The sequence below is a fragment of the Halomonas sp. THAF12 genome, assembly GCF_009363675.1.
GTDB classification, from domain to species: Bacteria; Pseudomonadota; Gammaproteobacteria; order Pseudomonadales; family Halomonadaceae; genus Halomonas; species Halomonas smyrnensis.
The window spans coordinates 3,367,918-3,386,508 of record NZ_CP045399.1 but is presented as its reverse complement, the minus strand read 5'-3'; the positions used below and the strand labels follow the sequence as shown (position 1 = coordinate 3,386,508).

The following is an 18,591-nucleotide window of genomic DNA, read 5'->3' as shown; positions in this document are numbered from 1 at the left end:
AAAACGTTATCAAAGCCGCCCTCGCAGGCGGTGACAACTTTCTCCAAGGAGACAGTCAGTGGCTAACAGCAAGCAAGCCCGCAAGCGCGCCCGTCAGGCAGAAGGCCGTCGTGTTCTGAAGGCGAGCCAGCGCAGCATGGTTCGCACCTACATCAAGAACGTGATCAAGGCCATCAACGGCGGCGACCACGCCCAGGCCATGGACGCCTTCAAGGCGGCCCAGCCGGTCATCGACCGCATCGCCGACAAGGACGTGCTGTCCAAGAAGAAGGCCGCTCGCCTCAAGAGCCGTCTGAACAAGCGCATCAAGGCCCTGGCCGCGTAAGCTCGCCGGACGCCTCTGGGTGCCCGCCGCGTGCGGGCATGCCATCGAAAAACCGGCTTCGGCCGGTTTTTTTGTGCCTGACGATCTTCGCCCGGACCTCACCGGCAAGGGAGCGCCCCGTGACCGATACTCCTCCTCAGCCCGCCTCCGACGCCCCCCCGGCCCCCAGGGGGGGCGGCCTGCTGCGCTCGGGCATGGTGGTCAGCGCCATGACCATGCTGTCCCGGGTGCTGGGCCTGGCCCGCGACGTGGTGATCGCCGCGCTGCTGGGGGCGGGGCAGGGGGCGGATGCCTTCTTCGTCGCCTTCAAGGTGCCCAACTTCCTGCGCCGGCTGTTCGCCGAAGGCGCCTTCAACCAGGCCTTCGTGCCGGTGCTCTCGGAGTACGCCACCCAGCGCACCCGCGAGGAGGTGCGCGAGCTGCTCGATGCGGTGGCCGGCAGCCTCGCCGCGGTGCTGCTGCTGATCACCGCGCTGGCCATGCTGGCCGCCCCCTGGCTGGTATGGCTGTTCGCGCCCGGCTTCGCCCGGGACCCGGAGAAGCTGGCGTTGACCGCCGACATGCTGCGGCTGACCTTCCCGTACCTGCTGCTGATCTCGCTCACGGCCTTCGCCGGCAGCGTGCTCAACACCTGGAACCGCTTCGCGGTGCCGGCCTTCACGCCGGTGCTGCTCAACCTGTCGCTGATCGGCGCGGCACTGCTGCTGACGCCGCTGATGAGCGAGCCGTCGCTGGCGCTGGCCTGGGGCGTGCTGATCGCCGGCGCCGCCCAGCTGCTGTTCCAGGTGCCCTTCCTGGCGCGGCTGGGGCTGCTGCCCAGGCCCTGGCCGCGCTTCGCCCACGAGGGCGTGCGGCGCATCCTCCGGCTGATGGCGCCGGCGCTGTTCGGGGTCTCGGTGTCCCAGATCAACCTGCTGCTGGACACCGTGCTGGCCTCGCTGCTGGCCGCGGGCAGCGTGTCCTGGCTCTACTACTCGGATCGCCTGGTGGAGCTGCCGCTGGGGGTGTTCGGCATCGCCATCGGCACGGTGATCCTGCCGGCGCTGTCCAAGCGCCACGCCGAGCAGTCCGGCGAGCACTTCTCGCGGATGCTCGACTGGGCGATCCGCGCGGTGCTGCTGCTGGGCATGCCGGCGGCGCTGGCCCTGGCGGTGCTGGCCGAGCCGCTGCTGATCACGCTGTTCCACTACGGCGCCATGACCGACCACGACATCGCCATGGCGGCGATGAGCCTGCGCGCCTATGCGCTGGGCCTGGTGGCCTTCATGCTGGTCAAGGTGCTGGCCCCGGGCTTCTTCGCCCGCCAGGACACCAAGACGCCGGTCAAGGTGGGCATCGTGGCGATGGTCGCCAACATGGTGTTCAACCTGATCCTGATCTGGCCGCTGGCTCACGCCGGCCTGGCGCTGGCCACGGCGCTGTCGGCCTTCCTCAATGCCGGGCTGCTGGGCTTCCTGCTGCGCCGCGAGGGCGTGCTGCGCTTCCAGCCGGGCTGGGGCCGCTACGCGGTGCAGCTGCTCGGCGGCTGCGCGGTGATGGGGCTGGGGCTGGCCTGGCTGATGCCGGACTGGCACGCCTGGCTCGACTGGTCGCTGTGGCACCGGGTCGGCTGGCTGGCCGCGCTGGTGACCCTGGGGGCGTCGGCCTACTTCGCCTGGCTGGCGGCGTTCGGCGTGCGACCGCGGCATTTCCGGATCAACGGCTGATGGTCAAGCCGGCCCGGCTGTCAAGGGGGCCTTGGTCCGTTATAATCGATCCCCTTTCACCTCCAGCGCGATGACGCCCATGCAAGTGATTCGAGGACTGCACAACCTGCGCGACGAACACCGGGGCTGCGTGGCGACCATCGGCAACTTCGATGGCGTGCACCGCGGCCACCAGGCGATCCTCGATCAGCTGCGCGAACGGGCCCGGGCGCTGGGGCTGCCGGTCACGGTGGTGGTCTTCGAGCCCCAGCCCCGCGAGTTCTTCGCCGGCGACCAGGCGCCGACGCGCCTGACCCGGCTGCGCGACAAGGTCGAGCTGCTGGCCGAGCACGGCGCCGACCGGGTGCTGTGCCTGCCGTTCAACGACACGCTGCGCTCGCTGACCGCCCGGGCCTTCATCGAGCGGGTGCTGGTCGAGGGGCTCGGCGTGCGCCATCTGGTGGTGGGCGACGACTTCCGCTTCGGCTGCGACCGCCGCGGCGACTTCGCGCTGCTCGAGGCGGCGGGCGCCGAGCGCGGTTTCGGCGTGGAGCACACCCGCAGCTTCCTGCTCGACTGCGAGCGGGTCTCGAGCACCCGGGTGCGCACCCTGCTGGCCTGCGGCAACTTCGCCCAGGCCGCGCGCCTGCTGGGCCGCCCCTATCGGCTCGCCGGCCGGGTGGTGCGCGACCGCCAGCTCGGCCGCACCATCGGCGTGCCCACCGCCAACCTGCCGCAGTCGGTCCGCGCCCTGGCGCTGCAGGGCGTCTACGCGGTCATCGCCGAGCTGCCCGACGGCCGCCGCGCCGAGGGCGTGGCCAACGTCGGCTGGCGGCCCACGGTGGGCAGCCAGCGGCCGGTGCTCGAGGTCCACCTGTTCGACTTCGACGGCGACCTCTACGACCAGCCCCTGAGCGTGGTGCCCTGCGCCAAGCTGCGCGGCGAGGTGAAATTCGACGGTCTGGACGCCCTCAAGACGCAGATCGGCCTCGACCAGGCGCGTGCCCGGCGCTTCTTCGCCACGGCGGACGATTCTCTTCCTCTGGCATCGGCGCCGTTGGCGCGCGAGGCCGTGACTTCCGATTCCTCGGCGGGCCAGCCCGCCGACCACGACGACGGCTGACCCCCAGGATATGAGCGACTACAAGCACACTCTGAACCTGCCAGAAACCGACTTCCCGATGCGCGGCATGCTGCCCAAGCGCGAGCCCGCGCGGGTCGCCCAGTGGCAGGAGATGGACCTCTACCGGCGCCTGCGCGAGGCGCGTCGCGGCCGCGAGACCTTCGTGCTCCACGATGGCCCTCCCTATGCCAACGGCAGCATCCACATCGGTCACGCCGTCAACAAGATCCTCAAGGACATCATCGTCAAGTCGAAGAACCTGGCCGGCTTCGACGCCCCCTACGTGCCGGGCTGGGACTGCCACGGGCTGCCGATCGAGCACAAGGTGGAGACCACCCACGGCAAGCACCTGGAGGCCGAGCAGGCCCGCGGGCTGTGCCGCGAGTACGCCGCCGAGCAGGTCCAGGGCCAGCTGTCCGACTTCGTGCGCCTGGGCGTGATCGGTGACTGGGACAACCCCTATCGCTCCATGGACTACGCCAACGAGGCCGGCGAGATCCGCGCCCTGGCCGACATGGTCGAGGGCGGCTTCGTGTTCAAGGGCCTGAAGCCGGTCAACTGGTGCTTCGACTGCGGCTCGGCGCTGGCCGAGGCCGAGGTGGAGTACGCCGACAAGAAGTCCGACGCCATCGACGTGGCCTTCGCCTGCGCCGAGGACGACAAGCTGGCCGCGGCCTTCGGCCTCGAGTCGCTGCCGAAGCCGGCCGCCGTGGTGATCTGGACCACCACCCCCTGGACCATCCCGGCCAACCAGGCGCTGAACGTCCATCCGGAGTTCACCTACGCGCTGGTCGACACCGGCGAGCGCCTGCTGCTGCTGGCCGAGGAGCTGGTGGAGTCCTGCCTTGAGCGCTTCGGCCTGGACGGCGAGATCATCGCCACCGCCACCGGCGAGCGCCTGGAGCTGATCGCGTTCGCCCACCCGATCTACGAGCGCCGCGCGCCGATCTACCTGGCCGACTACGTCACCATCGACGAGGGCAGCACCGGCATCGTGCACTCCGCCCCGGTCCACGGCGTCGACGACTTCGACTCCTGCCGCCGCTACGGCATGGACTTCAGCGACTTCATCAGCGTGGTCAAGGGCGACGGCGTCTACGTCGACGACCTGCCGTACTTCGGCGGCCAGCTGATCTGGAAGGCCAACCCGCACATCGTCGACAAGCTGCGCGAGCTCGGCGCGCTGATGGCCCACAAGACCATCAGCCACAGCTATATGCACTGCTGGCGCCACAAGACGCCGGTGATCTACCGCGCCACCGCCCAGTGGTTCGTCGGCATGGACCTGATCGGCCGCGACGGCCGCACCCTGCGCGAGAAGGCGCTGGAGGGCATCGAGGCCACCACCTTCACCCCGGCCTGGGGCAAGGCGCGCCTGCACTCGATGATCGCCAACCGCCCCGACTGGTGCATCTCGCGCCAGCGCAACTGGGGCGTGCCGATCCCGTTCTTCCTGCACAAGCAGACCGGCGAGCTGCACCCGCGCACCGTGGTGCTGATGGAGCTCGTCGCCCAGCGCGTCGAGGCCGAGGGCATCGATGCCTGGTTCCGCCTGGACCCCGCCGAGCTGTTGGGCGACGAGGCCGGCGACTACGAGAAGGTCACCGACACCCTGGACGTGTGGTTCGACTCCGGCACCACACACCGCCACGTGCTGCGCGGCTCGCACCCGCACGGCCACGAGTACGGCCCGCGCGCCGACCTGTACCTGGAGGGCTCCGACCAGCACCGCGGCTGGTTCCACTCCTCGCTGCTGACCGGCTGCGCCATCGACGGCCACCCGCCGTACCGCGGCCTCTTGACCCACGGCTTCACCGTGGACGCCCACGGCCGCAAGATGTCCAAGTCGATGGGCAACGTGGTCGCGCCCCAGGAGGTAATGGACAAGCTCGGCGCCGACATCCTGCGCCTGTGGGTCGCCTCCACCGACTACGGCGGCGAGATGGCGGTCTCCGACGAGATCCTCAAGCGCACCGCCGACGTCTACCGGCGCATCCGCAACACCTCGCGCTTCCTGCTGGCGAACCTCAACGGCTTCGATCCGGCCAAGGACGCCCTGGCCTTCGGCGACATGCTGGCCCTGGACCAGTGGGTCGTCGACCGCGCCGCCCAGCTGCAGGCGCGCATCGAGACCGCCTACGAGGAATACCGCTTCCTCGACGTCTACCAGCAGGTGCACGGCTTCTGCGCCCGCGAGCTCGGCGGCTTCTACCTGGACGTGATCAAGGACCGCCAGTACACCACCCAGGCCGACTCGGTGGCGCGCCGCAGCGCCCAGACCGCGCTCTACCACGTCGTCCAGGCGCTGGTGCGCTGGGTGGCGCCGATCCTCTCCTTCACCGCCGAGGAGATCTACGAGCACATCCCGGGCAAGCGCGGCGAGAGCGTGCTGCTGCAGGAGTACTACACCGGGCTCGAGACCCTGGGCGACGACGCCGAGATGGGCCGCGAGTTCTGGGAGCGGGTGCTCGAGATCAAGCAGGCCGTCAACAAGTGCCTGGAAGACGCGCGCAACGCCAAGACCATCAAGGGCAGCCTGGCCGCCGAGGTCACCCTCTACGTCGACGACGCCCTGCGCGCGACCCTCGACAAGCTGGGCGACGAGCTGCGCTTCGTGATGCTGACCAGCGAGGTGCATCTGGCGCCGCTCGCACAGGGTGAGGGCGCCGAGGCCACCGAGCTCGAGGGCCTCAAGGTTTCGGTGGCCGCCAGTGGCCACGCCAAGTGCGAGCGCTGCTGGCACCATCGCGAGGACGTCGGCACCCACGAGGGCCACGACGACCTCTGCGGCCGCTGCGTGAGCAACCTGCCGGACGGCCCCGGCGAGACCCGTCACTATGCGTGAGGTGGGCAGCATGCCCGAGACCGACCAGGGCGCCCAGGCGGCGCCCATGCACAAGCCGCTGCGCTGGCTGTGGCTGGCCGTGGCCTGGATCATCCTGGACCTCGGCACCAAGGCCCTGGCCTCCGGGATGCTCGACTACGCCCGGCCGCTCGAGGTGCTGCCGTTCTTCAACCTGACGCTGCTGCACAACACCGGCGCGGCCTTCAGCTTCCTGGCCGAGCATCCGGGCTGGCAGCGCTGGCTGTTCGCCGCCATCGCGGTGGCGGCGAGCATCGGCCTGACGCTGTGGATGAAGCGCCTCAGGGTCGGCGAGACCCTGCTGGCGGCCTCGCTGGCGCTGATCATCGGCGGGGCGCTGGGCAATCTCTATGATCGCCTGGTGCACGGCTACGTGGTGGACTTCCTCTCCTTCCACGCCGCCGGCTGGTACTACCCGGCCTTCAACGTCGCCGACATCGGCATCACCCTGGGCGCCATCGGGCTGATCTGGGAGTCGACCATCGGCGAGCGGCGCCGGGCGCGGCGCGCCTGACGCGACCTTCACGACCGTTTCGAGAGAACCTATGAGCGATTCACAAGGCCTGCGCATCGACGAGGGCATGGAAGTCACCCTCCACTTCACCCTCAAGCTGGAGGACGGCACCCAGGTGGACTCCACCCGCGACAAGGCGCCGGCCACCTTCCAGGTGGGCGACGGCAACCTGCCGCCGGGCTTCGAGCAGCCGCTCAAGGGGATGAGCGCCGGCGAGTCCGGCAGCTTCGAGATCTCCCCGGAGCACGCCTTCGGCCAGCACAACCCGCAGAACATCCAGGTGCTCAAGCGCGAGGACTTCTCCACCGACGAGCCGGAGGAGGGCATGGTGATGTCCTTCGCCGATCCGGCCGGCGGCGAGCTGCCCGGCGTGATCAAGAGCGTCGACGACGAGCGGGTGGAAGTGGACTTCAACCATCCCCTGGCGGGGCGTACCCTGACCTTCGAGGTCGAGGTACTGGAGATCAAGCCAGCCACCACGCACTGACCCGGCACTTCAGCGATGCCAACGCATCAAGGCAAGGCAACCCATGCAAGCTAACTCTGTGCAGATCAAGCTGGCCAATCCGCGCGGCTTCTGCGCCGGCGTCGATCGGGCCATCGAGATCGTCAACGGGGCCCTGGACGTCTTCGATCCGCCCATCTACGTGCGCCACGAGGTGGTGCACAACCGCTTCGTGGTCGACAGCCTGCGCGAGCGCGGCGCGGTGTTCGTCGAGGAGCTCGACGAGGTGCCCGATGACACCATCGTCATCTTCTCCGCCCACGGCGTGTCCCGCGCCGTGCAGGAGGAGGCCGAGCGCCGCGGACTCAAGGTCTTCGACGCCACCTGCCCGCTGGTGACCAAGGTGCACATGGAAGTGCTGCGCTACGCGCGCCGCGGCCAGGAGTGCATCCTGATCGGCCACGAGGGGCATCCCGAGGTGGAAGGCACCATGGGCCGCTACGACACCTCCCATGGCGGGCACATCTACCTGGTCGAGGACGAGCAGGACGTCGCCAATCTCGAGGTCAACGACCCGAGCCGGCTGGCGTTCGTCACCCAGACCACGCTCTCCATGGACGATACCGCCCGGGTGATCGACGCCCTGCGCGCCAGGTTCCCGGAGATCGAGGGGCCGCGCAAGGACGACATCTGCTACGCGACCCAGAACCGCCAGGACGCCGTGCGCGAGCTGGCCGCCGGCTGCGACCTGCTGCTGGTCGTCGGCAGCACCAACAGCTCCAACTCCAATCGCCTGCGCGAGCTCTCCGAGCGGGTGGGCACCGCGGCCTACCTGATCGACAACGCCGAGCAGGTCGACCCGGCCTGGCTCGAGGGCGTGAACGCGGTGGGCGTGACCGCCGGCGCCAGCGCCCCCGAGGTGCTGGTGCAGGGCGTGATCGAGCGGCTGCAGGAACTCGGCGCCGCGGCGCCCGAGGAGCTCCCGGGTCGCGAGGAGACCATCACCTTCTCCATGCCGCGCGAGCTGCGCGAGCGGGTGATCGCCAGCGAATAGCCCTGCACGACCTTGACCGTGTTGCTCACCCGGCGTCTCAGTCTTTGGTAGGGCCATGAAAACCGGGCAAGCGCCCGGTTTTTTTGCGACTGTCGACTGTCAGAAACGAAGGTGCTGATACATACTGAAACAAATTATGATGTGAGCAGGGGAGACGCGCTGCGTGACCATGATCCGAGAACGCCGCCGGCCCAAGGGCCCTGAACACCATGCCCGGCACCAGGCCGGCTTCACGCTGATCGAGCTGATGATCGTTGTGGCGATCATCGGCATTCTGGCGGCGATTGCCTATCCAAGCTATACGCAGTACGTCGCCCGAGCGAATACCGCTGAGGCGGAGTCCAGGCTGATGGAGAGCGCCTCGGACATAGAGCGTTGCTACACCGAGAACTACAGCTATGCCGGTTGTGGGCCTGGGCCGGATGATACTGATACTTATAGTTTCACTCTTACTTCCAATTCGTCTTCATATTCACTGACTGCGACGGCAAGTGCTGGGGCGAACGTCGAGGAGCAGTGCCTGGTAGTCGATCAGACCGGAGAAGTGACAACGACTTGTCCTGACTCCGACTCTGAGGACTAACCCATGGGGCAGCGTGGTTTCACCCTCATCGAGCTGCTGGTGGCCATGGCGGTGGCGATTACTTTGGCGACCGTTGCGGTTCCCAATTTCATGGACATGATCAATCGCCAACGCTTTGCGACCGAGTTCAATAGCGTGTTGACCGGTCTGAATCTGGCCAGAAGCGAAGCGATCAAGCGTCGTGAAACCGTCAGTTATGTGATCACTGAGCCAGGTGACACTGCTGATGGTACGAGATGGCAATGGGAGGTGCAGGATGCCAGCGGCGGGGTGATTCGCCAGGCGTCGGGCGGGGGTAATATCGACTTGTCCCTCGAAGGCCCAACCAGCCTTGCCTTCACCTCACTTGGGCGTATTGACGGTGGTGACTGCGATCCCGACGCCTGCCGCATCGCGCTGAATGGTGAAGGAAAGCCCCGTTACTATGGCATCGAGATCAGCGCTTATGGACGAATCGCCAGGCTGAATGAGGCGCCAGAAGAAGAAGGGGGAGCGTAATTGTCTCGGAACCTTTCAGTCCGCTCATGTTGCGCGAGAGGCTTCACGCTTGTGGAGGCGCTTGTGGCTCTTTTGGTGCTATCCGTCGGCTTGCTGGGCGTGGCCAGCATGCAACTGAAGGCGTTGCAGAGTGCCCACTCAGGCTATCAGCGTTCCATTGCCAGCCTTGCCGCAGTCGATGCTCAAGAGCGAACCTGGGCAGAGATGGCGACCCTGGGTGGATGTCCTGACAGCGCTGTGATGTCTAATGTTTCGGATGATTGGAAGGGGCAGTGGTTCGGAATCGGCAAGGCCATGTCGGATGCTGGGAACAGTGATGTTGAAGAAACAGGAAGCTGCCAGTACAAGGTAACCGTCAATTGGGAAGAGAGCCGATTAGAAGCGGGAGACGGAAGCTTCGAATATGTTTACCGCCTGCCTGATCTCTCGGAGTAATGCATGCCGATGGTCTATCCGATAGCGAATGGAAAGGACAAGCAGCAGGGCTTTTCACTGGTCGAACTGATGGTCTCCATGGTTGTCGGTCTGGTGATCATTCTCGGCGCCGGTCAGCTTTTCCTGAACGGCTTTCAAAGCTTTCGTCAGGTGGAAGCGCTTGGCGACAGGCAAGCCGCACTGACTTTCGTGTCAGATGTTGTGATGCGCGAAATTCGTCGTGGTGAGTTCGATATGGATAGGTATGAGCTTACAGAAGCCGAGAATGGAGAGAGTTGCACGCTTTTTGATACCGCCGATGATCAGCCCATTGTTGATGGCCTGTCGAGTGAAAATGGTTGTAGTGGAAAGCTAGATGTCACAGAGAACGCGGAAAGCATTGACGGCTTGTATCGAGTTAGCCTGTCTCTGCAAGGCGAAGCGTCAGTATTTGATTTTTATGCCATGAATCGTAGCGTAGCTGTGGGTGGTAACAGCGATAATGGTGACGGCGGTGACGGCGGTGATGATACCGGCGGGGGCGATAATGAAGGTGGCTCGTGCTGGTGGCCTTTCCCTTTGAGTCTTCTCTTTTGTTAGTAATGTGCTGAGGGCGTGCGTATGGAAAAGCAAAAAGGCGCAGCGCTGATCGTTGTTCTTTCCATGTTGACAGCTTCCCTGATGCTAGGGTTGACCAGCATGCAGTCATCCATGATAGAAGAACGCCTGGCGGGAAACTATAAGGCGGCTGCACAAGCGCAGATGGCCGCTGAAGAAGCCCTTTCTCAAGGATGGAAGCCTATAAGTGATGGTGCTGACCCTATGTGGTCGCCTATCGCTGATTTCTCTGGAAATACAGTAGAAGAACTGACTTGGGCTGATATAAAGGCGGGCAGTGATGGCGGCTGTAAAGGTTCTGTTTCTTGTTTTTATCAATACGTCGAGGTTGCTGGGGGAGAGCGATATATTGTAGCAATGGGTAGTATTTTGGGGAGTGGTTTTGCTACTAGCTCTCCGGTAGTCGCAAGGGTTGTGGGTGATGGTGCGGAGAGGGATGAGAAAGGTATTGTCGGCTGTGAAGCGATAAGCCTTGGCGGCGGGCCCCAAATCGATAGCTATAACTCCAATTTCGGAGGCTATGGAGAAAATGTCAATGTCGATGGTCAGTCATTTATGAATGGTCGGCGGCAAGAGGCAGTGGTGAAGGCCATATCAGAAGGGGCAACACTGGTGTTGAGTGGTAACTCTCCAATATATGGAAAGGTGGAAATTCCTGGGGATATTTCCTTGAGAGGTGGTACTCCTATTTATGGGAGAGTGGCGGCTGATGGTGATGTCTATATGAATGGACGTATTTATGGTGATTTGGTCGCTGGGGGTGGGGTTACATTCGGTTCCGCCTCAACAATGGAAGGTGATGTGACGGCTGGAGGCGATGTTGTAGTTGAGTCGACGGGGAATCCTCCTTCCTCTATTAATGCGTCTGGAAGTGTTTCATACCCTGGCTGGTGGAAGTGGAATGATGCCAAGATGGAAATAGCTGAGGGGTATCATGAATATGAAGATCTCTCGATTCCTTCGGTCTATGAAGCTTCTGATGTCTGCGACACCGTTGGAGTAACTGCTCAAGGCGGAGGCCCAGGAGAGCTGTTCGATGATGCCTGGGGTAACCCCGAAATTTTGAGCGCTTCATCTTGGTTCGATCAGCAAGGCTGTGGGCATTGTTATTCTACGAAACGAGGAGGTTTTTCTTTTTCTGGAGGTTCAGGTAAGCAGGATGCTTCTGTCACACAGCTGGGTGAGGATGGGGAAAGAACTTATCTGAGAATTGATCAAGATGTCACTACTGGTGGAAGGTTGAGGCAGTTGCTGGTTAAAGGTGATGTGACCATGGTGGTTGATGGAGATTTTGATCTTGGCAATAATACCCAATTAGTTGTTGATGAAGGCGCGACACTTGCTATCTTGGTCACAGGAAGAGCAAAGCTGGGGGGAGGATCAAATCTCTTGAGCTCTAGCGCGTTTGTTAGGGACGTAGATGGTGGTGAAAAGCGGGCCGCTGTTTCAATATATAGTTCTTATGACGGGTACGGAGGTGGGCCCAATAGTGCCGGTGTGACTGTTAGTGGTGCCAATAGCTCTTTTGTGGATATTGTTGCTCCTAAGACAGATGTTGTAATTACCGGGAGTGGTTCAATATTTGGTGCTGTCAGAGCGGGGCGGATTGATATGCGGGGGTCGGGGGATATACATTTCGATGAGGCTCTCAAGGAGGTCTCCATGGCGCAAGGGGGAACGGTGAAAAGGTTGGATAGCTGGCGCTAATGATTTAGTTTAATTTTTATTTTTCTTCGAAGCATCGGCTTTCTTGGGTGCAGGTCCGGACCCTGCCAAAGTTGCTCACAACAACATGGGCGCTTTTTTCCTTTTCTCCGCATATGTCGAAAGTGCCATTATGTCCACTGGCTTTTCCCAAGGCTCCATACCGCACGGGCCGATCACTGCGGCTGAAGCTGATCTCGGCATCGCCGGGTGAGGGCAACACCCGCAACACGGTACTATCGCTCAAGTCACCGCCGGTGGCGCGCCCTTCCACGATCACCCAGTCGTGGCTCCAATCATCCAAGGTGCAGTTCGCGTCAGGAGGATTCGGACTTGCGCAGACCGAGATCGTCTTTCTCCTCGTGATCGCAGTATTACGCGCCATCGCCAGCGCGCTCTTGATCCTCATCACCTCGGCGGCGACCTCGTTGCGTGCGGAAAAGCGCTGAAAGCCGGGCACGGCTACGGTGACCATGATCACGATCACGGCGAGGGTCACCAGCAGCTCGATCAGGGTAAAGCCCTTGCCCACGGGCTTTGCCAAGCCGCTTGGCTTCTCGGTAAGGTGTTGCTCTTCGGCGGCGCCGGGTTGCATGTCGTTCTCCCGGGGACATTCCCATGGTTCCTGGAGACTCCCTTTACTATCGGCCGGGCGCCGAACTCTCTCTGTCAGTCAACACGGACACGCCTCGTGAGCGATTTTCTCGTCGTGGGCGGTGGCGTCATCGGCATGATGACGACCCTGCAACTGGCCGATGCCGGCCATTCGGTGACCCTTCTCGAGCGCGGCCGCTGCGGCCGCGAGGCCTCCTGGGCCGGCGGCGGCATCGTCTCGCCGCTGTATCCCTGGCGCTATTCGGCGCCCGTCTCGCGCCTCGCCACCTGGTCGGAGGGGTTCTATCCAGAGTTGGCCCTGCGGCTCTTCGAGGAAACCGGCGTCGACCCGGAATATCGCCAGAGGGGGCTGCTCTACCTGCGGGTCGATGACGAGGCCCAGGCCGAGCGCTGGGCACGGGAGGTGGGCAAGCCGCTGGAGCGGGTGTCGGCCGATTTTCTCTATGCCAAGGAGCCGCAGGCCGCCCCGGGGTTCGAAGACGCGCTGTGGATGCCGACCCTGGGCAGCATCCGCAATCCTCGTCTGGGTCAGGCGCTGCGCTGCCGGCTCGAGGCGATGCCTCGCGTCACGCTGCGCGAAGGCAGCGAGGTCACGGGCTTCCGGCAGTCGGCGGGGCGCGTCACGGGCGTCGAGACCGCGGACGGCACCGTCGAGGGCGATCGCACGATCGTCTGCGGCGGCGCCTGGGCGGCGGCACTGCTCGAGCGGGTCGGGGTGGGGCTGCCGGTGCGTCCGGTGAAGGGGCAGATGATCCTGTTCAAGGCGCCGCCGGGGCTGGTGAATCGCGTGGTGCTGATGGACGGTCGCTATGTGATTCCGCGGGCCGACGGCCGGGTGCTGGCCGGCTCGACCCTCGAGGAGGCCGGCTTCGACAAGACCACGGACGCCGAGGCCAAGGCCTCGTTGCGCGCGTCGGCGATCGGCATCGTGCCGGCGCTGGCCGAGTGCGAGGTGGAGCATCACTGGGCGGGGCTGCGTCCGGGCTCGCCGGACGGCGTGCCGTTCATCGGGGCGGTGCCGGGGCGGGAGGGGCTCTACGTCAACGCCGGCCACTATCGCAATGGCCTGGTCCTGGCGCCGGCCTCGACACACCTGCTGGTCGACGAGCTGCTGGGGCGCGAGCCGATCCTCGATCCGGTGCCGTATCGCCTGGCCGGCCGGGTGGCCGACATCGCCCGCTAGGTCGGAGCGCCTGGCAGCATCCTGCTTGGCGCTTGGCGCTTGGCGCTTGGCGCTTTTGGCCTCAGTCCTCGCGCCGGCGCTCCTCCAGATACTTGTCGCGGTGGTCGGCGGAGCAGAACCATTCGCCCTTCTCGCGCAGGGCATCGTTTTCCGGCAGGTGCACCTGGCACCAGGCGCAGCGGACCATCTGCCCGCCCTGATGGCTCGCCTGCTCGGCGTCCTCGCGGTCGAGTTTCCATTCGCGGTACATGCGATAGAGCTTGAGGCCGGCGAAGAACAGCACGGCGAAGATGATCAGGCGGATCAGCAAGAGATTCATCCTTAAGCGCTCCCTGTAGCGTATCGGCCGCCTTTGCCACTCGACCGCCCTTGCGGGACAATGCAGGTATCCAAGGATTCTCGAGAGATTTCTACGCCCATGCAAGACCTGACGCTGGTGATGGCTCAGCTGGACCCCCTGGTCGGGGACATTCCCGGCAACACCGACCGGGCCATCGAGACGGTTCGCGAGGCGCGCATCGAGCATGGTGCCGACATCGTGGTGCTGCCCGAGCTGTTCCTGACCGGTTACCCGCCGGAGGATCTGCTGCTGCGCCCCTCCATGGAGACGCGGCTGCGCGAGGCCCGCGCCCGCATGGCCGAGAAGATGTCCCGCGACGTGATGGTGATCGTCGGCTATCCCGGGCGCCGCGAGGGGCAGACCTGGAACCTGGCCGGCGTGCTCTACAATGGCGAGTGGCTCGACGAATACGCCAAGCAGGCGCTGCCCAACTACCAGGTGTTCGACGAGCAGCGCTACTTCGCGGTCGGCACCCGGCCGCTGGTGATCGAGCACAAGGGCGCCAGGCTCGGCATCCTGATCTGCGAGGACATCTGGGCCGAGGCGCCGGTGCAGCAGGCGCGAGACGCCGGCGCCGAGATCCTGGTCACCCTCAACGCCTCGCCCTTCCATCAGGACAAGCCCGCCGAGCGCCTGGCGCTGCTCGAGCAGCGCGCCCGCGAGGTGTCGCTGCCGGTGGTCTACGTCAACCAGATCGGCGGCCAGGACGAGCTGGTGTTCGACGGCGGCTCGGCCTGCGTCGACGCCGACGGCCAGCTGCGCGTTCAGGCGCCGCACTGGGCGGTCGGCCTGATGCCGGTGCAGTTCGTGCGCGAGCAGGAGCGCTGGGTGCCCCAGGCCGGCGAGATCGACGAGTCGGTCGAGCCCGAGGAGGACCTGTACTGCGCGCTGGTCACCGGGCTGCGCGACTACGTCAACAAGAGCGGCTTCAAGGGCGTGGTGCTGGGTCTTTCCGGCGGCATCGACTCGGCGCTGTCGCTGGCCATCGCGGTGGACGCGCTGGGCCCGCAGCGCGTGCATGCGGTGATGATGCCGTACCACTACACCGCCGACATCTCCAAGCAGGACGCCGCCGAGCAGGCCGAGCTGCTCGGCGTCGACTACGAGGTGATGCCGATCGAGCCCATGGTCGAGTCCTTCATGTCGACCCTGGCCGAGAGCTTCGCCGGCACCGAGCGGGACACCACCGAGGAGAACCTGCAGTCGCGCTGCCGCGGCGTGCTGCTGATGGCGATCTCCAACAAGAAGGGCCTGATGGTGCTGACCACCGGCAACAAGAGCGAGATGGCGGTCGGCTACGCCACGCTCTACGGCGACATGGTCGGCGGCTACAACGCCATCAAGGACGTCTACAAGACCTGGGTCTACCGCCTGGCGCGCTGGCGCAACACCCAGGCGCCGGCGATCCCCGAGCGGGTCATCGAGCGTCCGCCGTCCGCCGAGCTGGCGCCGGACCAGCAGGACAGCGATTCGCTGCCGGACTACGACGTCCTGGACGCCATCCTGGTGCGCTACATTGAGGGCGACATGAGCGCCGAGGCGATCATCGACGCCGGCTTCGAGCGCGACGACGTCTACAGGGTGGTGAAGCTGGTCGACCGCTGCGAGTACAAGCGTCGCCAGGCGCCGGTGGGCGTGCGCGTCACCCGCCGCGGCTTCGGTCGCGACCGTCGCTATCCGATCGTCAACGGCTGGCAGCCCGGCGAGTGAGGCCCGCCGCCCTCGGGCGGCGGCCCGCATGAAGGCGACATGAAAAAGCGGCGCTGCCCGGAGGCAGCGCCGCTTTTTTGCTTTTTATCGTCCGCGCGAACCGGTCAGGCGGTGATCGGGTCCGCCTCGACGTACTGCGGATCGAAGGTGCGGCCGTCGAGGCGCTCGTGATCCGGGGCGTTGTCGATCAGCACGCGCAGGGTCTCGCGGGCCCGCTCGGTCATGTCGAGGCCCAGATAGCCCTCGACCATGGTCGCCAGGGCGTCGCGGGTGGCCTGCGCCTCGGGATAGCGCTCGATGACCCAGCGGCCACGCTCGACGGCCGCCAGGTAGGCGCCCTTGCGCAGGTAGAAGTCGGCCACCTGCAGCTCGTGGCGGGCCAGCAGGTTGCGCAGGTAGACGATGCGCTGCTGGGCGTCCGGCGCGTACTGGCTGTCGGGGAAGCGCTGGACCAGCTCGCGGAAGTCGGAGTAGGCGTCGCGGCTGGCGCCCAGGTCGCGCTTGGAGATGTCGATCAGGCGCAGCCCCTCGAGGCTGAAGCGCCCGGCCTGCCAGGCGGAGAGGCCCCGCAGGTAGTAGGCGTAGTCGACCTGGGGATGATCCGGGTGCAGGCGGATGAAGCGGCTGGCCGCGGCCCGGGCCTGCTCCCAGTCGTCGGTCTGGTAGTAGGCGTAGACCAGTTCCAGCTGCGCCTGCTCGGCGGTGTCGCCGAACGGGAAGCGGGTGTCGATGGCTTCGAGCCGGTTGATGGCGGTGGTGTAGCGTCCGCCCTCCAGGGCCGAGCGACCCTCGTCGTACAGCTGGCGTTCCTGCAGGTCAGGCGCTTCCTGCTCGTCGGCGGTGCTGGCACAGCCGGCCAGCAGGGCACTCGCCAGCAGCATGACGGCCAGGCGGGGTCCGGTCGTGATAACGCGCATCGTGATCCTCGTGTCAAACAACCCTGGGTGGCCGTGCTAGAATCGGCCCGAATTCGCCCACTATAAAGCACCTCGTGGCAAAACGCAGTCACCGCGCCGAGCGCGCTGCCGCGGAGCGCTCCACCGCCCAGACGGATGATCATCGAGTCCATGTCCCAGACCTTCGAAGCCCAGCACCGCGTCCCCGAGCACATGGCCGGCCTGCGCCTCGACCAGGCCGCCGCCGACCTCTTCTCCGACTTCTCCCGGGAACGCCTCAAGGCCTGGATCAAGGAGGGCGCGCTGACCCTGGACGGCCGCCCCGCCAAGCCCCGTGACAAGGTCTACGGCGGCGAGGCCGTGGCGCTGACCGCCACCGTCGAGGACGATTCCCGCTTCGAGCCCGAGGACATCCCGCTCGACGTGGTGTACGAGGACGACGAGGTGATGGTGATCGACAAGCCGCCCGGCCTGGTGGTGCACCCGGCCGCCGGCAATCCCGACGGCACCCTGCTCAACGGCCTGCTGCATCACTGCCCCGAGCTGGCCGCGGTGCCGCGGGCCGGCATCGTGCATCGCCTGGACAAGGACACCAGCGGGCTGATGGTGGTGGCCAAGACCCTGGGCGCCCAGACCGCGCTGGTGGAACAGCTCCAGGCGCGCACCGTGTCCCGCGAGTACGACGCCGTGTCGGTCGGGGTGATGACCTCCGGCGGCAAGGTGGACGCGGCCATCGGTCGCCACCCCAAGGACCGCAAGCGCCAGGCGGTGACCGCCTCCGGCAAGCCGGCGGTGACGCACTACCGGGTGGTCGAGCGCTTCCGCGCCCATACCCACGTGCGCTGCAAGCTGGAGACCGGCCGCACCCACCAGATCCGCGTGCACCTGGCGCACCTGCGCTATCCGCTGATCGGCGATCCGGTCTACGGCGGGCGCCTCAAGCTGCCGGCCGGTGCCGGCGAGACGCTCAAGGAGGTGCTGCGCGAGTTTCCGCGCCAGGCGCTGCACGCCCGCAAGCTGGCCTTCGTGCATCCGACCAGCGGCGAGACGCTGACCTTTCGCGCGGCCCTGCCGGATGACATGCTGATGCTGCTGGACTTCCTGCGCGAAGACCGCGAGACCCGCCGCTAAGGAAACCGCGATGAGCGATGCCCTCGACCTGCGCCCGACCCTGATCCGCCCCGACTGGCCGGCGCCGCCCTCGGTGGCGGCCTGCGTCACCACGCGCGAGACCGGGCCCAGCCAGGGGCGCTTCGCCGCCTTCAATCCGGCCCAGCACGTCGGCGACAACTCCGCCCACGTGGCGCTGTGCCGCCGCCAGCTGCAGAAGGAGGTCGGCGACGACCGGCCGCTGCTGTGGCTCGATCAGGTCCACGGCGCCCGGGTGCAGTCGGAATATCTCGAGACCCCGCCCGAGGCCGACGCCTCGGTGGCCCTCGACCGTGGCCACGCCTGCGTGGTGCTGACCGCCGACTGCCTGCCGGTGTTCTTCTGCGACCGCGACGGCCAGCGGGTCGGCGTGGCCCACGCCGGCTGGCGCGGCCTGGCCGGCGGCGTGCTCGAGGCCACGGTGGCCGCCATGGGCGTGCCGCCCGAGTCGCTGATGGCGTGGCTGGGGCCGGCGATCTCCAACGCTCAGTTCGAGGTCGGCCGCGAGGTGCGCGAGGCCTTCGTCGCCGTGCAGCCCGATGCCGCCGAGGCCTTCGTGCCGAGCCCCTATCGGCTGGGCCACTACATGGCCGACCTGTACAAGCTGGCGCGCCTGCGACTGGAACGCCTGGGGCTCGCCCACATCAGCGGCGGCCACTTCTGCACCTCCTGCGAATCCCGCTTCTATTCCTACCGCCGCGACGACGGCGCCACCGGCCGCATGGCCAGCATGATCTGGCTGCGCTAGCTCGGCCTCGCCGGGCGCGAGCTTGACCCATATCAATCCTCCGGCGTTTCCTCCGGCGGCCGACTTGAAAGCCGGCCATCCTGACGCCACTTAAGATGTCAAGACCCATGACATTGGGACAGGC

General features: G+C 65.8%; 19 protein-coding genes. 16 read left to right on the top strand and 3 right to left on the bottom strand.

Features of this window, described 5'->3' with window-relative positions; translation table 11 throughout:
• The first annotated feature begins 58 nt into the window (after nucleotides 1-58).
• The 12 genes from rpsT to FIU88_RS15610 all read left to right on the top strand — a co-directional run bounded on the left by rpsT (nucleotide 59) and on the right by FIU88_RS15610 (nucleotide 11,829).
• Nucleotides 59-325 (top strand): 30S ribosomal protein S20, encoded by a 267-nt coding sequence (gene rpsT, locus FIU88_RS15665; protein ID WP_152479814.1) that lies wholly within the window; start codon nucleotides 59-61, stop codon nucleotides 323-325.
• Nucleotides 326-444: 119 nt separating this feature from the next.
• Nucleotides 445-2,031 (top strand): murein biosynthesis integral membrane protein MurJ, encoded by a 1,587-nt coding sequence (gene murJ, locus FIU88_RS15660; RefSeq protein ID WP_301339544.1) that lies wholly within the window; start codon nucleotides 445-447, stop codon nucleotides 2,029-2,031.
• Between the two features lie 79 nt (nucleotides 2,032-2,110).
• Entirely contained in the window at nucleotides 2,111-3,133 is a 1,023-nt protein-coding gene (ribF, locus tag FIU88_RS15655) for a bifunctional riboflavin kinase/FAD synthetase (protein WP_152479812.1), read from the top strand.
• A gap of 10 nt (nucleotides 3,134-3,143) precedes the next feature.
• Nucleotides 3,144-5,978 (top strand): isoleucine--tRNA ligase, encoded by a 2,835-nt coding sequence (ileS, locus tag FIU88_RS15650; RefSeq protein ID WP_152479811.1) that lies wholly within the window; start codon nucleotides 3,144-3,146, stop codon nucleotides 5,976-5,978.
• A gap of 10 nt (nucleotides 5,979-5,988) precedes the next feature.
• Nucleotides 5,989-6,510, top strand: coding sequence for a signal peptidase II (gene lspA / locus FIU88_RS15645; RefSeq protein WP_152479810.1), 522 nt, complete (start codon nucleotides 5,989-5,991; stop codon nucleotides 6,508-6,510).
• A 31-nt stretch (nucleotides 6,511-6,541) separates the two neighbouring features.
• The gene (fkpB, locus tag FIU88_RS15640; RefSeq protein WP_035592834.1) at nucleotides 6,542-6,997 is read left to right on the top strand and encodes an FKBP-type peptidyl-prolyl cis-trans isomerase; all 456 of its coding nucleotides are present in this window, start codon (nucleotides 6,542-6,544) and stop codon (nucleotides 6,995-6,997) included.
• Nucleotides 6,998-7,040: 43 nt separating this feature from the next.
• Nucleotides 7,041-8,009 (top strand): 4-hydroxy-3-methylbut-2-enyl diphosphate reductase, encoded by a 969-nt coding sequence (gene ispH, locus FIU88_RS15635; RefSeq protein ID WP_152479809.1) that lies wholly within the window; start codon nucleotides 7,041-7,043, stop codon nucleotides 8,007-8,009.
• Between the two features lie 169 nt (nucleotides 8,010-8,178).
• Entirely contained in the window at nucleotides 8,179-8,592 is a 414-nt protein-coding gene (locus tag FIU88_RS15630) for a type IV pilin protein (RefSeq protein ID WP_216647328.1), read from the top strand.
• A gap of 3 nt (nucleotides 8,593-8,595) precedes the next feature.
• Nucleotides 8,596-9,090, top strand: coding sequence for a GspH/FimT family pseudopilin (locus FIU88_RS15625; RefSeq protein ID WP_152479807.1), 495 nt, complete (start codon nucleotides 8,596-8,598; stop codon nucleotides 9,088-9,090).
• Complete coding sequence (pilV, locus tag FIU88_RS19455; protein ID WP_301339543.1) at nucleotides 9,091-9,525, top strand: type IV pilus modification protein PilV; 435 nt, start codon at nucleotides 9,091-9,093, stop codon at nucleotides 9,523-9,525.
• 3 nt (nucleotides 9,526-9,528) lie between these two features.
• Nucleotides 9,529-10,104: a PilW family protein gene (locus FIU88_RS15615; RefSeq protein ID WP_216647282.1), complete on the top strand. Its 576-nt coding sequence runs from the start codon at nucleotides 9,529-9,531 to the stop codon at nucleotides 10,102-10,104.
• 21 nt (nucleotides 10,105-10,125) lie between these two features.
• Nucleotides 10,126-11,829 (top strand): PilX N-terminal domain-containing pilus assembly protein, encoded by a 1,704-nt coding sequence (locus FIU88_RS15610; RefSeq protein WP_152479806.1) that lies wholly within the window; start codon nucleotides 10,126-10,128, stop codon nucleotides 11,827-11,829.
• 16 nt (nucleotides 11,830-11,845) lie between these two features.
• Here the strand turns inward: FIU88_RS15610 and FIU88_RS15605 are convergent, their stop codons facing one another.
• On the bottom strand, nucleotides 11,846-12,421 hold the full coding sequence (locus FIU88_RS15605) for a GspH/FimT family pseudopilin (protein WP_152479805.1): 576 nt from the start codon (nucleotides 12,419-12,421) through the stop codon (nucleotides 11,846-11,848).
• Nucleotides 12,422-12,517: 96 nt separating this feature from the next.
• Here FIU88_RS15605 and thiO point away from each other — a divergent pair, with 96 nt between their 5' ends.
• Complete coding sequence (gene thiO, locus FIU88_RS15600) at nucleotides 12,518-13,624, top strand: glycine oxidase ThiO (protein WP_152479804.1); 1,107 nt, start codon at nucleotides 12,518-12,520, stop codon at nucleotides 13,622-13,624.
• Between the two features lie 61 nt (nucleotides 13,625-13,685).
• Here the strand turns inward: thiO and FIU88_RS15595 are convergent, their stop codons facing one another.
• The gene (locus FIU88_RS15595; protein WP_152479803.1) at nucleotides 13,686-13,943 is read right to left on the bottom strand and encodes a PP0621 family protein; all 258 of its coding nucleotides are present in this window, start codon (nucleotides 13,941-13,943) and stop codon (nucleotides 13,686-13,688) included.
• A 99-nt stretch (nucleotides 13,944-14,042) separates the two neighbouring features.
• On the opposite strand from FIU88_RS15595, the gene FIU88_RS15590 reads away from it, so the two are divergent.
• Nucleotides 14,043-15,674, top strand: a complete 1,632-nt coding sequence (locus FIU88_RS15590) for an NAD+ synthase (protein WP_152479802.1) — start codon at nucleotides 14,043-14,045, stop codon at nucleotides 15,672-15,674.
• A gap of 104 nt (nucleotides 15,675-15,778) precedes the next feature.
• Here the strand turns inward: FIU88_RS15590 and FIU88_RS15585 are convergent, their stop codons facing one another.
• Nucleotides 15,779-16,591, bottom strand: a complete 813-nt coding sequence (locus tag FIU88_RS15585; protein ID WP_016856581.1) for an outer membrane protein assembly factor BamD — start codon at nucleotides 16,589-16,591, stop codon at nucleotides 15,779-15,781.
• A gap of 150 nt (nucleotides 16,592-16,741) precedes the next feature.
• Between FIU88_RS15585 and rluD the strand changes: the two genes are divergently transcribed.
• Nucleotides 16,742-17,701 carry a 23S rRNA pseudouridine(1911/1915/1917) synthase RluD gene (gene rluD, locus FIU88_RS15580; protein ID WP_152479801.1) on the top strand — a complete coding sequence of 320 codons (960 nt, stop codon included), beginning with the start codon at nucleotides 16,742-16,744 and terminating at the stop codon, nucleotides 17,699-17,701.
• Nucleotides 17,702-17,711: 10 nt separating this feature from the next.
• On the top strand, nucleotides 17,712-18,467 hold the full coding sequence (gene pgeF, locus FIU88_RS15575) for a peptidoglycan editing factor PgeF (RefSeq protein WP_016856583.1): 756 nt from the start codon (nucleotides 17,712-17,714) through the stop codon (nucleotides 18,465-18,467).
• Nucleotides 18,468-18,591 lie beyond the last annotated feature (124 nt).

Excerpts from the sequence above, each read along its gene's own strand:
- ribF (WP_152479812.1), top strand. The coding sequence starts at position 2,111 with ATGCAAGTGATTCGAGGACTGCACAACCTGCGCGACGAACACCGGGGC.
- ileS (WP_152479811.1), top strand. The coding sequence starts at position 3,144 with ATGAGCGACTACAAGCACACTCTGAACCTGCCAGAAACCGACTTCCCG.
- lspA (WP_152479810.1), top strand. The coding sequence starts at position 5,989 with ATGCCCGAGACCGACCAGGGCGCCCAGGCGGCGCCCATGCACAAGCCG.
- fkpB (WP_035592834.1), top strand. The coding sequence starts at position 6,542 with ATGAGCGATTCACAAGGCCTGCGCATCGACGAGGGCATGGAAGTCACC.
- ispH (WP_152479809.1), top strand. The coding sequence starts at position 7,041 with ATGCAAGCTAACTCTGTGCAGATCAAGCTGGCCAATCCGCGCGGCTTC.
- FIU88_RS15630 (WP_216647328.1), top strand. The coding sequence starts at position 8,179 with ATGATCCGAGAACGCCGCCGGCCCAAGGGCCCTGAACACCATGCCCGG.
- FIU88_RS15625 (WP_152479807.1), top strand. The coding sequence starts at position 8,596 with ATGGGGCAGCGTGGTTTCACCCTCATCGAGCTGCTGGTGGCCATGGCG.
- FIU88_RS15615 (WP_216647282.1), top strand. The coding sequence starts at position 9,529 with ATGCCGATGGTCTATCCGATAGCGAATGGAAAGGACAAGCAGCAGGGC.
- FIU88_RS15610 (WP_152479806.1), top strand. The coding sequence starts at position 10,126 with ATGGAAAAGCAAAAAGGCGCAGCGCTGATCGTTGTTCTTTCCATGTTG.
- FIU88_RS15605 (WP_152479805.1), bottom strand. The coding sequence starts at position 12,421 with ATGCAACCCGGCGCCGCCGAAGAGCAACACCTTACCGAGAAGCCAAGC.
- FIU88_RS15595 (WP_152479803.1), bottom strand. The coding sequence starts at position 13,943 with ATGAATCTCTTGCTGATCCGCCTGATCATCTTCGCCGTGCTGTTCTTC.
- FIU88_RS15590 (WP_152479802.1), top strand. The coding sequence starts at position 14,043 with ATGCAAGACCTGACGCTGGTGATGGCTCAGCTGGACCCCCTGGTCGGG.
- FIU88_RS15585 (WP_016856581.1), bottom strand. The coding sequence starts at position 16,591 with ATGCGCGTTATCACGACCGGACCCCGCCTGGCCGTCATGCTGCTGGCG.
- rluD (WP_152479801.1), top strand. The coding sequence starts at position 16,742 with ATGTCCCAGACCTTCGAAGCCCAGCACCGCGTCCCCGAGCACATGGCC.
- pgeF (WP_016856583.1), top strand. The coding sequence starts at position 17,712 with ATGAGCGATGCCCTCGACCTGCGCCCGACCCTGATCCGCCCCGACTGG.